Consider the following 15,858-nt stretch of genomic DNA (forward strand, 5'->3'; position numbering starts at 1 on the left):
GAATGGATATTTACGATAAAATTAATGAATTATATGACAAAAAGCGGGAAATTGAATTGGGCGGCGGTGATGATCGCATCGCCAAGCAGCATGAAAAAGGCAAGCTGACTGCACGCGAGCGGATCGACCTGTTGCTCGATGAAGGCACATTTGTGGAGTTGAATCCTTTCGTCACGCACCGCACTCGGGATTTCGGGATGGATACCCAAGTCGGTCCAGGAGATGGCGTCGTGACGGGGTATGGAAAAATCGAAGGAAGACCGGTTTATTTATTCTCCCAAGATTTCACGGTATTCGGCGGAGCACTCGGTGAGATGCACGCGATGAAAATCGCCAATGTGATGGATTTGGCGGCGAAAAACGGGGCGCCGTTCATCGGTCTGAACGATTCCGGTGGGGCCCGAATCCAAGAAGGGGTCGTCTCGTTGGATGGCTATGGTGAAATCTTCTATCGGAACGCTATCTTTTCCGGTGTCATTCCGCAAATTTCCGTTATTCTGGGACCTTGTGCGGGCGGGGCAGTTTATTCCCCTGCGATTACAGACTTTGTTTTCATGACGGACGAAACGAGCCAAATGTTCATCACGGGGCCGAAAGTCATTGAGACGGTGACTGGCGAGAAAATCACTTCGGAAGATTTAGGTGGATCTAAAGTACATAATACAATTAGCGGGAATGCTCATTTTCGAGGCAAGGACGAAGAGACGGTCTTGTCGGATGTCCGCCGCCTGTTATCCTATCTGCCACAAAACAACACGGAAAAACCACCTGTCGTCCCTTACGACGAGTCGGATGATTATCGTCCGGATTTGACGGATATCGTTCCTTACGAGACGATTCGTCCGTATGATGTCCGGAAAGTGATTGAACAAATAGTGGATGCAGAATCCTTCATGGAAGTGCAGCCGGAATTCGCGAAAAATGCGGTCGTCGGTCTTGCCCGGATGAAAGGGGAGTCGGTCGGGTTGATCTGTAACCAGCCGAGAGTGATGGCGGGTGGACTTGACATCGATTCATCCGATAAGATTGCACGGTTCATCCGTTTCTGTGATTCGTTCAATATTCCGTTGATCACGTTTGAAGATGTGACCGGTTTCTTCCCGGGCATCAAGCAGGAGCACGGCGGGATTATCCGTCACGGCGCCAAAATCCTGTATGCTTATTCAGAGGCGACCGTTCCGAAAATGACAGTCATCCTGCGCAAAGCGTTCGGCGGTGCCTATGTCGCCTTGAATTCGAAGTCGATTGGTGCGGACGTGGTATATGCGTGGCCGAATGCGGAAATCGCCGTGATGGGTGCGGAAGGCGCGGCTAATATTATTTTCGCCCGGGATATCGCGAACAGCGACAATCCGGAAGAGACAAGAGCGGAAAAAATAGAGGAATACCGGACTAAATTCTCGAATCCGTATGTAGCGGCGTCCCATGGAATGGTGGATGATGTCATCGACCCGCGTGAGACGCGTATCAAGTTGCTGCAAGCGCTTGATATGATGCGCAATAAACAGGAGACCCGACCGAAAAAGAAACACGGAAATATTCCGTTGTAAGGAGTGTTTACACTGAATAGACAACGACTGCTCGATGAGTTTTTCGAACTTGTTCAAATTGATTCCGAAACCGGGGATGAACGGTTCATTGCGGATCATTTGATTGCCAAGATGGAAGCGCTTGGATTCGATGTGATCGAAGATGATTCTGCCGGGCAGACCGGACATGGTGCGGGAAATTTAATCGCGACTTTGAAAGGAACGGCGGAAGGGGCCGATCCGATTTACTTTACTTGCCATATGGACACGGTCGTGCCTGGACAAGGCATCAAGCCGGTCCTGCGGGATGACAGCTATATCTATTCGGACGGTTCGACCATTCTCGGAGCCGATGATAAGGCGGGGATCGCTGCTTTGTTCGAAATGGCGAGGACGTTGAAAGAAAGCGGAAAACCGCATGGCGATATCCAATTCATCATAACGGCCGGAGAAGAGAGCGGCTTGGTCGGTGCGAAGGCGATGGATCCTTCATTGCTGAAAGCGAAATACGGTTTTGCCGTCGACAGTGACGGGAAAGTCGGTGGAATCGTCATCGCGGCCCCCTATCAGGCGAAGCTTTGGACGACCATCCACGGGAAAACCGCTCATGCCGGCGTGGCGCCCGAAAAAGGGGTCTCGGCCATCAATATTGCGGCCAAGGCGATCTCCGCCATGTCGCTTGGCCGAATCGACGAAGAGACGACGGCGAACATCGGAAGGTTTGAAGGCGGAAAAGCGACGAATATCGTCTGTGATGAAGTTCATATCCTGGCTGAAGCACGTTCCATCGATCAGAAGAAGCTGGATAGCCAGACGGAGCATATGGTGCGGGTGTTTGAACGGACCGCGACGTTGATGGGTGGAAAAGCGGAAACGGAAGTTCAACTCATGTACCCGGGATTCCGTTTTGGGGAAGAGGCGGAAGTTGTTCAGACAGCGATGACTGCGATTCGCGCGATTGGACGGACACCGGAGCTGATGGTGAGCGGCGGCGGGAGCGATGGCAATATTTTCAACGGTGCTGGCGTCCCGACCGTGACCTTATCAGTAGGATATGAGGAGATTCATACGAAAAACGAACGGATGCCTGTAGAGGAATTGAACAAATTGACGGAACTGTTGATTGAAATCGTAGAGGTTGTCACGACAAACCGGAAGGAGTGAGATCATGACAGAGTTGAAAGTGGTCATCGTCCAGTGCGGGAACGAGGAATATGCCTTGCCTGTTGACTCGGTCGTTTCCATCGAACGGTTGGAACAAGTGAACCCGATCCCCCATCTGCCCGACTATATGCTCGGGTTGATGCGGATTCGCGGGGAGTTGGTGCCGATTCTCGATTTTGAACAGATTCTTTATGGAAGAAGTGCAAAAGGGGAGCCGGATGCCCGCGTTGTCGTCGTACAGACAACCAAGCTATTCATCGGTTTGCTCGTCCTGGATGCGAAGGAAATTATCGACATTCCGGAAAACACACTGACTGACACCAGTTTAATGGCGTATTCCAGGACTCCTTATTTCAAGACGGTCGCCAATTTGGAGGATCGGATGGTGACGGTCGTCGATCCGGAAGTGCTATCCGAAACACTTGCCGGAATGGATGAAATCGGCGCCTATGTAGAAGCACAAGCAGCAAAATAATACAAATGCCGGACGACTTTTCCGTCCGGTTTTTGTATGATTACATAAAGAAAAAAGATGGAGGAAGGTTTGTATGGCAACAGACGGCAATCCACGCGGGAAGGGAGGGGCCCGGGTCATCCTGCATTTGGATATGAACAGCTTTTTTGCATCGGTCGAGCAAGCTCATGATCCGTCGCTCAAGGGAATTCCGATGGCAGTTGCGGGAAATCCGAAGGAACGGCGCGGAATTTTGGTGACGTGTTCCTATGAGGCGCGGGCACTCGGCATTTATACAACGATGACCGTCGGCGAGGCGAAGCGCATCTGCCCGACGCTTGTCATTGTCCCGCCCGATTTTGAAAAGTACCGGACGGCTTCCGCTGCAGTCTTTGCCATCTTGCGCTCTTACACGGATCTTGTCGAACCTGTCTCCATCGATGAAGCGTATGTGGATATTACAGACATCGGCGGCCTTACAGACGCTGTTTCGATTGCTACGAATATGCAGCAGCGGATTCTGGGAGAATTGGATCTGCCCTGTTCTATTGGCATCGCCCCAAATAAATTTCTCGCCAAAACGGCCTCGGATATGAAAAAACCGCTCGGCATCACGATTTTACGGAAACGGGAAATTGCAGACGTTTTATGGCCATTGTCCGTTATTGAAATGCACGGGATCGGGAAGAGTACGGAAAAGAAACTGAATGAACTTGGAATCCAAACAATCGGTGATTTGGCCGTTTGTGAGGAACCGCTGCTCAAGCAGTCGCTGGGGAAAAACGGGCTCCGCCTGCGAAAGCGGGCCAATGGCATCGATTCCCGGCCGGTCGATCCGGAAGCGGCGGAAGACCGGAAAAGCGTCGGGAGTTCCACAACGTTGGCGATTGATGAAACCGACTTGGCCGCTTGTCTTCAGACATTCCGATGGCTAGCGGAAAAAGTGGCGAACCGGCTGGCAAAATCGGAACTCGCCGGATCGGTCGTCATGATTCAGATTCGGACAGCGGATTGGCGGAATCATACGAGGAGCCGTTCGCTCGTAAATCCAATCTATCAAGCCGAAGACATCTATGCGGAAGCGGTGGATTTATTCCAAAAAAATTGGGATAGGGATCCCGTGCGCCTGCTCGGCATTACAGTTTCGAACGTCATCCCAATTCAAGAACTACATGAGCAGTTATCGATCTATAATTTTGAAGAACATTCGAAGGACGTGGAAATGAATGAATTGGTCGCGCGATTGGAAAAGAAATTCGGTTCCGGCACTGTTAAGCGAGGTACTCGATGAAAGGGGGAGGGCAAGTTGGAACTTCAATTTTTAGGAACGGGAGCAGGCATGCCTTCCAAGCAGCGCAACACGTCGGCGGTCCTTTTGAATCTTTCTGCGGAAGGGGAAGGTTACTGGTTGTTTGATTGCGGGGAGGCGACACAGCATCAAATCCTCCATACGACGTTAAAACCACGGAAAATCAGTAAAATCTTCATTACCCATCTGCATGGCGACCATATTTTTGGCTTGCCCGGCTTGTTGGGGTCCCGCTCTTTTCTCGGAGGAGATGAACCGCTCGAGCTCTACGGGCCGCAGGGCATCAAAGAGTGGGTCGAGATGAGCCTGCGCATTTCCAAAACTCATTTGACCTATGAACTTCGGATCCATGAAATAGAGGAAGGTTTGGTTTTCGAAACGGCCGATTTCCGGGTCACGGCAGGTTCGCTTCAGCATGTCATCCCCTGCTTCGGGTACCGGGTTGAGCAAAAGCCGTTGCCGGGCAAGTTATTGATGGAAAAAATTGCGGAAGCGGGGATTCCGAAAGGGCCGTGGCTGAAGCAACTGAAGGATGGAAAAGATATGACGCTGCCGGACGGGCGCTTTGTCCGCAGTCGGGACGTGACGGGCGAACCGCAGCCCGGGTTTACCATAGCGATATTGGGTGACACCCGGTACTGCGCAAACGCGGTCGAGCTTGCGAGACACGCAGATGCCCTCGTGCATGAAGCGACGTTCGACATGGAAACGGGGAAATTGGCCAAGGAATATGGCCATTCCACAATCGGCGATGCGGCAAGGACAGCGCAAGAGGCAAATGCCGGGACGTTGATCGCTACTCATATCAGCGCCCGTTTCATGCCGGGCGATCTTGTTAAATTGAGAGAGCAAGGGCAGGCCATTCATCCGAAGTTACATATTGCGGAAGACTTTTCGAGATTTGAATGGAAGCAGGGCGAATTGCTTCCGGTTAGGGAGCGGGAGTAGAAGGATAAGGGCAAAGTTAGAGGGGATGGGGGAGACGTAAGGGCTTCTGGAAACAGTCATGGCAAATCGGTCAACTGTAAGGGCAAGCTGACAAACTGTCAGGGCTATCAGAAATTGTCATGGCAATCAGGGAAACTGTAATGACAAGTCGTCGAACTGTAAGGACAACTCGACAAACTATCATGGCAATTCTCCAACATGCCAAAAATTTATCATCTCCGTACCAATGAAAAATCCACGAAGGGGCTGCCCTCCGTGGATTTTATTTAAGCCTTATATAGTGATTAAAAGCGCCAACCTCGCTCATATTGTTCCGGTGGTTGAATGGTGACGCCGAGTTCTTTGGCGGCTGCAAAGGCCCAATACGGATTGCGTAATAATTCGCGTGCCAGGAAGACGAGATCAGCGCGACCGCTTTGCAAGATTTCTTCGGCTTGGATGCCCGTCGTGATTAAACCGACAGCGCCTGTAGGAATTTGGGCACCATTCCGGATCGCTTCTGCGAAGGGGACTTGATAGCCCGGATAGATATTGATCCTCGCTGAAACGACTGCCCCCGAACTAACGTCAATCAGGTCGACCTCTTGTTCCTTCATCCATTTCACCATTTCGATATACGTCTGTGGCGTCATGCCGCCCGCCACATAATCATGGGCGGAAATCCGGACGAACAGCGGACCGTCCCATCCTTCGCGGATGGCATCGATGATTTCCCGCAGGAATCGATAGCGATTTGCAGCCGAGCCACCGTAGTGATCTGTCCTTTTATTCGAGAGCGGCGAGAGAAATTCATTAATGAGGTATCCGTGCGCTCCGTGCAGTTCAATGACATCGAATCCGGCTTTTTTCGCGCGGACCGCCGCCTCTTTGAATGCCTGCACCGTAGCCAGGATTTCTTCGACGGTCATTTCTAAAGGTGTTTTGTATTTTTCATTGTAGGCTATCGCGGATGGCGCATAGATATTCCCTTCCACTGTCGCTTTCCGCCCGGCGTGGGCCAGCTGGATGCCCATTTTTGCTCCGTGCTGTTTCCCCAGACGGACGACTTCAGCGAGTCCCTCAATATGGTCGTCGCTCCAGATTCCTAGATCTTGTGCGGAAATTCGCCCTTGTGGCAGGACCGCCGTCGCTTCCACGATGAGAAGGCCGACTTGCCCGACTGCGCGTGTCGCATAATGAATCTTATGCCAATCTTCCACCATGCCGTCCTCCCGATGGCTGGAATACATGCACATCGGAGACATGACAATCCGGTTTTTCAGTTCGACGCCGCGGATTGTATACGGTTCAAAAAGCTTTGCCATTTCCAACAACCCCCTTGACTATAATATCCATTGCGCTTCGGCGAATACTTCGTTACATCCACCAGAGGCGTTTCACTCAGTGGCCCTTGGGACAGCCGCTGAATCGGGAAGTAAACTCCTACCGACATAGAGGCAGGAAAGTATGCTGAATAAAGTATAGCAAATTGATTGGATTTAGGATAGGGCGCCCAATTCACGGGAGCGGGACTCTGCTTGATTGATGCAGTCGCCGATCGCTTGCTTGAAGAACCGAATCTCAAGGGCTTTTAATCCAGCCTCTGTGGTGCCTCCCGGACTGGTGATGTTTTTCCGCAACTCGGCAGGTTCTGTTTTCGTCTGTTTCAGCATAGCTGCTGCACCTTCCAATGTCTGGATGATGAGCTCGCGGGCAACGTCTTTGGAAAGTCCTTTGTCAATCGCAGCTTCTTCCATCGCCTCGACTAAATAATAAACATAGGCGGGACCGCTGCCGGATAGGGCGGTAACCGTATGCAGGTCATCTTCCTCGAATTCTTTGACAATCCCGATCGATTCCAGCAAACCGAGAACATGTTGTTTCATCGTGGAGTCAACTGCCGCATTCCATGCCACGCCACTCGCCGATTTGCCGATCGTAGCAGAGGTATTCGGCATCGACCGTGCAATCGGCCGAGCTCCGAAACCGTCTTCAAGCGTTTGAAGGGAAACGCCGGCAATGACCGATAAGACAGCCGCCCCGTTCTTCAAATAAGGTGCGGTTTCAGCCATCGCTTTGTGGATGTCTTTCGGTTTCGTAGCCATGACAATCAGATCGGCTTTTGTGAGCGCTTCTTTCTCTTCATCCAAGATAGAAACCCCGTACTTGGCTTGCAACTCTTCAAGCCGCGCACAATCGGATTTATTCGTCACGAATACTTGCTCCGGTTTCAATGCTCCTTGTTCTACAATTCCGGCGATAATGGCTTCCGCCATGAATCCCGCTCCTATGAATACAATCGTTTCCATTTTCTTCATCCTTTCATTCCGTACAAAAAACAAATTGCCCTTTTTTGGCAATAAAAAATGCGTTCCCGTCCTTATGATCAGGACGAAAACGCATGTTTCCGCGGTGCCACCTAAATTTGCCAGTTCTGCGACTAGCACATCTCAATTCCTCTCTTAACGCGAGAGGCACGGCCATGTTTCCACAGCAGCTCGGAAGCAGGTTCGCCGCGGGAGCGGGATATGTGGCTTTCAGCCGGTGGCCACACTCTCTTCTCTCCATCACCGCAACTACTCGTCTTCGTCCACGCTTACAAGTACTTCGAATTAGAATGATTATATACATGGCTCTTCAAAAATGTCAACATTCCGGTGTTTTTTGCGTGTAAATCACGGGCTTTTCAAACAAATGGAACAAAACATATGACGCCGTATCGGAAAAGAGGTACAATGAAATGAATAACCATTCAGTTTGTCGAAGGAGATTTTGAGATGATCCATAAAATTATAATTCCGACCCCCTTTCCGGTCGGTGACGTAAATTCTTTTCTTTTGAAAGGGGATGCCCTTTCACTGATTGACGCTGGCCCGAGAACTCCGGAGGCTTATGAAGCGATCCAGCATGGTATCAAGGAAGCCGGCTATACACTCGATGATATCGAGCAAGTCATTTTGACACATCACCATCCGGATCATGCTGGATGGATCGATGCGTTCGATCACGCCAAAGTGTTGGGCCATGCTTATAATCATCCCTATTTGACGCGGGATGAGGCGTTCATGAAGCATCACGATGAATTTTATTACGACCGGATGGTGGAAGAAGGGGTGCCCGATGACTATTTGGCCGCTGCGAAAAAAATGAGAGGGACGCTTCGCTACGTTGGTGAACGTCCGCTTGACATCTTGTTGAAAGAAGGGGATGAACTGCCGGGCCATCATGGATGGACCGTTTTGGAAACATTGGGTCACGCCCAAAGCCATATCGTGTTATGGGAAGAGAAAACAGGCAAACTGATCGGGGGAGACCTCGTTCTGGAAAAAGTGTCTTCCAATCCGATCATCGAGCCGCCGCTTGACCCTAAAGAGGGGCGTCCCCGTTCCTTGCTGCAGTACAATCAGTCCTTGAAGCGCTTGCTCGATCTGCCGATTGAAGTGATTTATTCAGGGCATGGCAATGAAGTGAGGGATGTCCATGATTTGATCAAAACCCGCTTTGCGAAGCAGCATGAACGGGCGATGAAAGTATGGGCTATGTTGAGCGAAGGGCCCCGAACCGTTTTTGAGTTGACGCGTGAGTTATTCCCGACTGTCTATCAAAAAGAGTTAGGATTGACATTATCTGAAACGATTGGCCAAACCGATTACTTGCTGGAGCAGGGATTGATACGCGAATATATGGATGAAAATGGACTTCTCCAATATGAGCAGGCGTAAAACGATTCTTATTACCGGGGCGACGAGCGGAGTCGGATTCGCCTTGACGAAACAGCTATTGGCGGAAGGGCACCATGTGACGGCGACCGGGCGATCGAAAGACGTATTGTGGGAGCTGCAAAATGATGGAGCCCATGCCATTCCGGCGGATTTGGCGAAAATCGGGGAAGCGGAACGCCTTGTGGAGCGGATTGACACTCTGGATGTCGCTATCTTTTCGGCGGGGCTCGGCTTGTTCGGTCCGGCACATGAGATGCCGGATGACGCGATCGACAAAATGCTCGATTTGAACGTCAAGGTGCCTATGCTGCTTGCCAAGCGCCTCTTGCCCGGCATGATAGAGCGGGGGAGTGGGCAGCTGATCTTCATCGGATCTCAGGCGGGGAAGGTCGCTACGCCACAAAGCGCAATTTATGCAGCGACGAAACATGCGATTCTCGGCTACGCCAATGCGCTGCGGATGGAAGCGGCCCCGTTCGGCGTTCATATCACGACAATCAACCCCGGGCCGATCGATACCCCGTTCATCGACCTAGCCGACTCGTCGGGGAATTACCGGAAAGCGCTAGGCAAGCGGATCCTATCTGTGGAAACGGTGACGAATGCAGTTCTTCAGGCGATCGAGCGCCCAGTCAGGGAAATCGACCTGCCTGGGTATATGGGAATCACAAGCAAATTATATGCGGTGGCACCTGCGTTTGTGGAGCGGGTGGGCCGCAAATTTTTTCATTTGAAAGGGGATTCGTAAGAGTCGGTACCGGTTGGAATGAAAAACGGAAAGCTGATCAAATCATCGTTTGATTGGCTTCCCGCTGTACTTTTTTTAATGGATGTTTCGCTTACTGAAACTTCCGCCCCGTACTTCAGCGACTTCATAAACAGTGACAAACGCTGACGGGTCGATATCAAGGATGATTTCCTTCATCTTGCTATCTTCCAGTCGGTTGATAATGCACGTGATTTCCTTGAATTGTTCATTGGAATACCCGCCTTGTACGATCTTGTAAGTCGCACCCCGGCCTAAACGGTCACGGATCGTTTCCACCATTTCTTCGGGTTGGCTTGTAATGATTTTATATGTTTTGGAACCGCTCAGACCTTCTTCTACGACTGCAATCACCTTGGTGGCAATGTAGTAAGCGATCGCGGATAAGAAAGCTCCTTGAAGACCGAAAACGATTGAAACGATGGCGAAAACAAAAACGTTCAAAAATAGGATTAAGTCACTTGTTCCGAATGGCATCCGCCGGGAAAGCAAGACAGCCAGCATATCAATTCCGTCAAGAGCACCGCCATTACGCAAAGCGATCCCCATTCCCATACCGAGGATAATTCCACCGACAACTGTGACCAATAGCGTATCTCCCTGGATAATCGTTGGCACGCGATGCATTAAGCTCGTGCTGACCGCCAGCGTTGCAATCCCCAGAACGGAGTAAATGGCAAATCTTTTTCCGATTTGTTTGTAGCCTAAAATGACAAATGGAATATTTAAAATCGCGATGAGGAGGCCTAATGGTACACCGAATAATTGTGACCCGACGATGCTTAGGCCCGTTACGCCTCCATCGGATACTTGGTTTGGAATGAGAATCGATTCTAATCCGTAAGCTGCGATGATTGCGCCGACCATCACCCAAGCGCCGCGCACAAACGCTTTCCAAATAGGCACTTTTTGTTGTGTTTTTGGCATATGTTGTTCCTCTTTTAATCAGTTTTCTTTATTTTACACTTTTGTACTTCACCTTGTCAGTTCATTTCCCTTACTTCCTATCCATCGATTTCATTCAACTGAAGAAATGGTATAATTCAAGTGTAAGAATTCTCAATAGGAAGAGGGCGTTCATATGCTGAAAAAATTTGCTTCGGATGCGTTGGGCTTATCGGATATCGGTAAAATTATTGGCCCGGAAGACTATGATAAAACAGATGCGGATGATTATATCCGACATGAAGATCATGAAAAAATTTATTTTTTGATTAAGACAAAAGCGGATGAGTATTGCTTTACGAATATAGCATTCATTCACGTCGATGGGGAGAGTGCGATCTCTTCAAAGCGCGTGCTGAAACGCTACCCTTATTCGCAATATCAAATCACGGATGTCCTGCTGGAAACGGCGGGCAAAGTAGATCTGGATGTTGAAATCAAGTTCACGTTAGGCAATCAATCGTACAGCATTGATGTAGATAAAAAGCAACTTGAAAAATTGAATGATCTATACAAAGCATTAGTGTATATTTCTGAAAAAGCTTACGATAATAATATCCTGTATGAGATGGCGACGCAAAGTCTCGACAAGGCTGCTCACATGCTGCACAATTCAAGACCGTCCGACATCCAAATGGCTGATCAATATAAGCAATTAACCGAATTTGGTTTTACTTGGCTTACGTCAGCCCACACGAAATACCATGTTAAAGATTTTGGCGATGTGTTTGAAAAGTATATTAACAATTAACTAGGCGCGGATCTACTTCGATAAGGGGAGATCATCTTGAAAACGATAGGGCTGATCGGCGGGATGAGCTGGGAATCATCTCAAGAATATTATCGAATTTTAAACGAAGAAGTGAAAAATAGAGTAGGTGGGCTGCATTCGGCAAAGTGCATCCTCTACAATGTCGATTTTGAAGAAATTGAACGCTATCAATCTGCAGGCGACTGGGAAAGTGTAGGGAAGGTGCTGAGGGATGCGGCGCAGTCCTTGGAAAGAGCGGGAGTGGACTTTATCATACTATGCACCAATACGGCACATAAAGTTGTTGGGCAGATTGAAAAAGCAATCAGCTTACCGATTTTACATATTGCCGATGCAACCACCACACAAATTAAAAAGTCTAACATTAGTACAGTCGGTTTACTGGGTACCACCTATACAATGGAAGAGGACTTCTATAAATCACGTTTAGAGTCGAATGGCATACAGGTGTTAATTCCAAATAAAGCGGAAAGGGACGCCATTCATACTATTATTTTCAAAGAATTATGTTTGGGAATAACGAAGGAATCGTCAAGGGATACGATTAAAAAGGTGATCCACCGCCTACTTGGAAACGGGGCGGAAGGAATCGTCCTCGGATGTACAGAACTTGGTTTAGCAGTGAAGCCGAACGACCTGGAAATTGCGCTATTTGATACAACCTTCATCCACGCGCGGGAAGCGGTTCATTGGGCATTGGAGAGGTAATCACATGCAGGAGCATGCCTATTTATGAAGCATGCTCTTTTGGTTTGATTCAAATTAAAAACAGGTGCCTGTACAGATATCAAATTTAGTTCGACAAATGTAACTATATAAAACGAACTAAAGAAGTGGATATTACCAACCAACCGTTGCTTTCCGTTCCAAATCTCGTTTGCGACGAAAGCACAGCGACAGGAGCAGGCGGACGCTTTCCGCGGGCACGGCTTCAATCAATCGAACAGCGAAGGGTTCGATTTGTTGCCAAACGCTACGCTTTTTGACACAAAGGCCGTTCTTCGTGACGGCCTTCGCTGGAGTCGCCGCCTTCCACTCCAAGCAACTGTAGCTGCCCATTACAAGTCATTTGTTCGTTCTATATATTTTAACTTTCATGGATGTTTCTGAGACAGGTACCTTTCTGTTATAATGAGCGCAATTGCTACTAAGAGGAGAACTACATATGCATACTTTGAAACAACAATGGTTCGGTAATGTGCGGGCCGATTTGTTGGCGGGAATTGTCGTAGGGCTGGCGCTCATCCCGGAAGCGCTGGCGTTCGCGTTCATTGTCGGAGTGGATCCGCGTGTCGCGCTCTACGCGTCGTTCACGATTGCGGTTATCACTTCGTTTGTCGGCGGCCGTCCGGGGCTGATTTCAGCGGCAACCGGTGCGATGGCTTTGGTACTCGTCAATTTAATGGCGGACCATGGCTTGCAGTACGTGTTGGCGGCCACAGTTTTGACCGGGATCATTCAATTGATCCTCGGGGCGTTTGGGGTTGCGAATTTGATGCGTTTCATTCCCAACTCCGTCATGCTGGGATTCGTGAATGCGCTCGGCATCATGATTTTCATCACCCAGCTTCCGTATTTGCGGGGAACAGATGCGATGACGTATATTTTTGCGATTGCCACATTGGTTTTGGTTTATGCGGTACCTCGCTTTTTCACTGCGATTCCTGCGCCGCTGATTGCCATTGTCGTCATGACGGCCATTGCGCTGATGAGCGGTGTCTCGCTGCAGACAATCGGTGATTTAGGGAAAATGCCGAGCTCGTTGCCGACATTTTTTCTTCCGGATATTCCGTTAAATTGGGAAACATTGAAAATCATCTTCCCGTATTCGTTGGCATTATCGATCGTCGGTCTATTGGAATCGCTGCTCACTTCGCAAGTGCTGGATGATATGACGGATACATCGAGCGATAAAAATCGGGAGGCGCGCGGGCAAGGAATCGCCAACTTCATCACGGGCTTTTTCGGCGGGATGGCAGGTTGCGCGTTGATCGGCCAATCGGTGATTAATATCAAATCAGGGGGGCGCGGACGTCTTTCTACGTTGACAGCGGGCGTATTTCTCATGTTCTTGATCATTGTGTTGGGCGACGTTGTAGTCAAAATTCCGATGCCCGTCCTCGCAGGAGTCATGGTCATGGTGGCGATGACGACGTTCAACTGGGGTTCGTTCAAGTTCCTGAAACAGGCGCCGAAGACGGAATCACTCGTCATGCTGATCACCGTCGCAATCATTTTATATACGCATAATTTGGCAATCGGTGTCGTTGTCGGTGTAATTTTGAGTTCCCTATTTTTCGTCGCCAACATATCTCGGGTGACGGTGACGAATGAGGCGGGCGTTTACAAGATAAAAGGGCCTTTATTTTTCGCATCCACGACAAAATTCATCCAAGCATTTCGCGACGTGAAGGAAAAGGAGATTGTGATCGACTTCGGAGATAGCCAGCTATGGGATGAATCTTCCGTCGGCGCGATCAGTAAAGTGAAACAGAAGCTAGAGGAAGAAGGCGTGATCGTCACGATCCGAGGTCTGAATTCTTCCAGTGAACAATTATTCGAAAAGTTAGGATGAGGGAGGAATCTACATGAAGATTGCGGTTGCCATCGACGGTTCGGAAAATGCGCTGCGTGCTGCGCGGCACGCCATTACGCTCGCCCAGCACTTCCCGGAGGCGCAGTTGGAGGTCATCTATGTGGCGGATTTCAATAAAGCTAAAGACGAACGGCTCTTATCGCAAAGTGAGGAAAGCCTTCTGCTGAAGCGAAAGCAAAAAACGGATCCCGTACTGGAACTGGCGAACGGTGCTGGTGTGAAGGCAAAGGTGACAGTGCTCAAAGGGAACCCGAGCCAGGAAATTATAAAATACGTGAACGCCGAAGCGGTCGATCAACTCGTCATCGGCAGCCGGGGCTTGAATACATTCCAGGAAATGATGCTGGGGAGCGTCAGCCATAAGGTGATGAAACATGTGGATTGTCCGGTGACAGTGGTAAAGTAGGGGATTATTTATGTCTGCCACCCAAACTTGTGCGGGAGTCCTTTTCAATTGATGAATATATTGTAAAGAGATGCTAAAGTTGGAGGGATCACTAGCGTATGGCCAATGAAACTTTTGACATCGTCCTTGCAATATTACAATACTTGGACGAATCTCTGGACGATGAACAGATCAACTTCTCTAAAATTAACCCTGACTCTTTGGGCGTAAGTGAACCTCGTTTGAATCGTGTGTTGGAGATGATGATTAATAGCGGTTATATAACGGGCTTCCATGCCGTCCCCCAAGCGGACAAAGGATACAACACCTACCATCCAATCAACCCGAGGATCACATTATCCGGAATATACTTGTTGGAACATAATAGACCGACGAATAAGGTGTATGATTTATTGAAAGAAATTAGGGATTGGATACCGGGCTATTAGGAAAAGTATGCCACCGACACAGTGCGGGTTGTATCGGTGGCATTTGAAAAAGGATGCACCATCTCTGGCCATCCGTAATACAGAGGGTAGGTGAAATTTTTGGGAGAGTGGACGATCCTTATCGTTCTTGTGCTGGTGGCTTCCTTGTTGCAGACAAGCACCGGATATGGTTTTTCTATTATCGGGACACCTTTTCTATTATTGATGTACCCGGCGCATACCGCAATCCAGATTAATATTATCCTTTCACTTTGCCTTTCCACTTTCATGATGTTTAAAATTGGAAACGAAGTGGACAAAACTTTGTTTGGCAGATTGATTAAAGGCAGTGTTATTGGATTGGTGTTCGGGCTCCTTATTTATCTCTATTTGGACATCCGATTTTTGAAGATGGCGGTAGGTGGGCTGATCCTCATTTTGACTGTCTCTCTCATTTTCAAACTGACAATCCATCGGACTAGCAGGGGAGACTTGGCGGCAGGAGGTATCTCAGGACTGTTAACGACAAGTATCGGAGTGCCCGGCCCTCCTCTGCTTTTGTATTTTTCCGGGACCGGAACAGATCAAGTTACACTGCGCAGCACGACACTGGCTTTTTATCTAGTTGTTTATTTCGTCAGCTTGGTGATGCAAATTTCGTTCGGCGGCACGAGCCTGGAGGCCTGGACATCCTCTCTTATCGCGTTACCTTCACTTTTTATCGGGATGTTGCTTGGGCAGTTTTTGTTTAAGTGGATTAGTCAAGAACTGTTTCGGATTATTACGTATGTGATCCTCCTGTTTACAGGGGCTTATTTGTTGGTGACCAGCTTCTAAACAGAGTGCTTGTGTAAAATACAT

At 49.1% G+C, this 15,858-nt stretch carries 16 protein-coding genes; 13 read left to right on the top strand and 3 right to left on the bottom strand.

The window, feature by feature from the left end; genetic code table 11:
• The first annotated feature begins 2 nt into the window (after positions 1-2).
• From MKY41_RS03150 to rnz, 5 genes are all read left to right on the top strand, one after another.
• Positions 3-1,550: an acyl-CoA carboxylase subunit beta gene (locus MKY41_RS03150; protein WP_340743656.1), complete on the top strand. Its 1,548-nt coding sequence runs from the start codon at positions 3-5 to the stop codon at positions 1,548-1,550.
• Between the two features lie 12 nt (positions 1,551-1,562).
• Complete coding sequence (locus tag MKY41_RS03155; protein ID WP_340745622.1) at positions 1,563-2,693, top strand: M20/M25/M40 family metallo-hydrolase; 1,131 nt, start codon at positions 1,563-1,565, stop codon at positions 2,691-2,693.
• 4 nt (positions 2,694-2,697) lie between these two features.
• Positions 2,698-3,168: a chemotaxis protein CheW gene (locus MKY41_RS03160; RefSeq protein WP_340743657.1), complete on the top strand. Its 471-nt coding sequence runs from the start codon at positions 2,698-2,700 to the stop codon at positions 3,166-3,168.
• A 73-nt stretch (positions 3,169-3,241) separates the two neighbouring features.
• Positions 3,242-4,438, top strand: a complete 1,197-nt coding sequence (locus MKY41_RS03165) for a DNA polymerase IV (RefSeq protein ID WP_340743658.1) — start codon at positions 3,242-3,244, stop codon at positions 4,436-4,438.
• Between the two features lie 15 nt (positions 4,439-4,453).
• The gene (rnz, locus tag MKY41_RS03170) at positions 4,454-5,404 is read left to right on the top strand and encodes a ribonuclease Z (RefSeq protein ID WP_340743659.1); all 951 of its coding nucleotides are present in this window, start codon (positions 4,454-4,456) and stop codon (positions 5,402-5,404) included.
• Between the two features lie 284 nt (positions 5,405-5,688).
• Here the strand turns inward: rnz and namA are convergent, their stop codons facing one another.
• A complete protein-coding gene (gene namA, locus MKY41_RS03175; RefSeq protein WP_340743660.1) occupies positions 5,689-6,708 on the bottom strand; it encodes an NADPH dehydrogenase NamA in 1,020 nt (339 codons plus the stop codon).
• Positions 6,709-6,882: 174 nt separating this feature from the next.
• Entirely contained in the window at positions 6,883-7,692 is an 810-nt protein-coding gene (proC, locus tag MKY41_RS03180; RefSeq protein WP_340743661.1) for a pyrroline-5-carboxylate reductase, read from the bottom strand.
• 468 nt (positions 7,693-8,160) lie between these two features.
• Between proC and MKY41_RS03185 the strand changes: the two genes are divergently transcribed.
• Positions 8,161-9,105 (top strand): MBL fold metallo-hydrolase, encoded by a 945-nt coding sequence (locus MKY41_RS03185; protein WP_340743662.1) that lies wholly within the window; start codon positions 8,161-8,163, stop codon positions 9,103-9,105.
• Positions 9,092-9,853, top strand: coding sequence for an SDR family NAD(P)-dependent oxidoreductase (locus tag MKY41_RS03190; RefSeq protein WP_340743663.1), 762 nt, complete (start codon positions 9,092-9,094; stop codon positions 9,851-9,853). Before MKY41_RS03185 ends, MKY41_RS03190 begins: the two co-directional genes overlap by 14 nt.
• Positions 9,854-9,928: 75 nt before the next feature.
• Here MKY41_RS03190 and MKY41_RS03195 read toward each other — a convergent pair whose 3' ends face one another.
• Positions 9,929-10,738 carry a YitT family protein gene (locus tag MKY41_RS03195; RefSeq protein WP_445683316.1) on the bottom strand — a complete coding sequence of 270 codons (810 nt, stop codon included), beginning with the start codon at positions 10,736-10,738 and terminating at the stop codon, positions 9,929-9,931.
• 214 nt (positions 10,739-10,952) lie between these two features.
• Here MKY41_RS03195 and MKY41_RS03200 point away from each other — a divergent pair, with 214 nt between their 5' ends.
• The 6 genes from MKY41_RS03200 (at position 10,953) to MKY41_RS03225 (ending at position 15,834) form a co-directional block, all read left to right on the top strand.
• Entirely contained in the window at positions 10,953-11,567 is a 615-nt protein-coding gene (locus MKY41_RS03200; RefSeq protein ID WP_340743665.1) for a PH domain-containing protein, read from the top strand.
• Positions 11,568-11,603: 36 nt separating this feature from the next.
• Positions 11,604-12,296, top strand: a complete 693-nt coding sequence (locus MKY41_RS03205) for an aspartate/glutamate racemase family protein (protein WP_340743666.1) — start codon at positions 11,604-11,606, stop codon at positions 12,294-12,296.
• Between the two features lie 457 nt (positions 12,297-12,753).
• Positions 12,754-14,163 (top strand): SulP family inorganic anion transporter, encoded by a 1,410-nt coding sequence (locus tag MKY41_RS03210; protein WP_340743667.1) that lies wholly within the window; start codon positions 12,754-12,756, stop codon positions 14,161-14,163.
• Between the two features lie 13 nt (positions 14,164-14,176).
• Complete coding sequence (locus tag MKY41_RS03215; protein ID WP_340743668.1) at positions 14,177-14,590, top strand: universal stress protein; 414 nt, start codon at positions 14,177-14,179, stop codon at positions 14,588-14,590.
• Positions 14,591-14,688: 98 nt separating this feature from the next.
• A complete protein-coding gene (locus tag MKY41_RS03220) occupies positions 14,689-15,018 on the top strand; it encodes a YjcQ family protein (protein WP_340743669.1) in 330 nt (109 codons plus the stop codon).
• A 99-nt stretch (positions 15,019-15,117) separates the two neighbouring features.
• The gene (locus tag MKY41_RS03225; RefSeq protein WP_340743670.1) at positions 15,118-15,834 is read left to right on the top strand and encodes a sulfite exporter TauE/SafE family protein; all 717 of its coding nucleotides are present in this window, start codon (positions 15,118-15,120) and stop codon (positions 15,832-15,834) included.
• The last annotated feature ends 24 nt before the right edge of the window (positions 15,835-15,858 follow it).

Source organism: Sporosarcina sp. FSL W7-1349, from assembly GCF_038003045.1.
In the GTDB taxonomy this organism is placed as follows: domain Bacteria; phylum Bacillota; class Bacilli; order Bacillales_A; family Planococcaceae; genus Sporosarcina.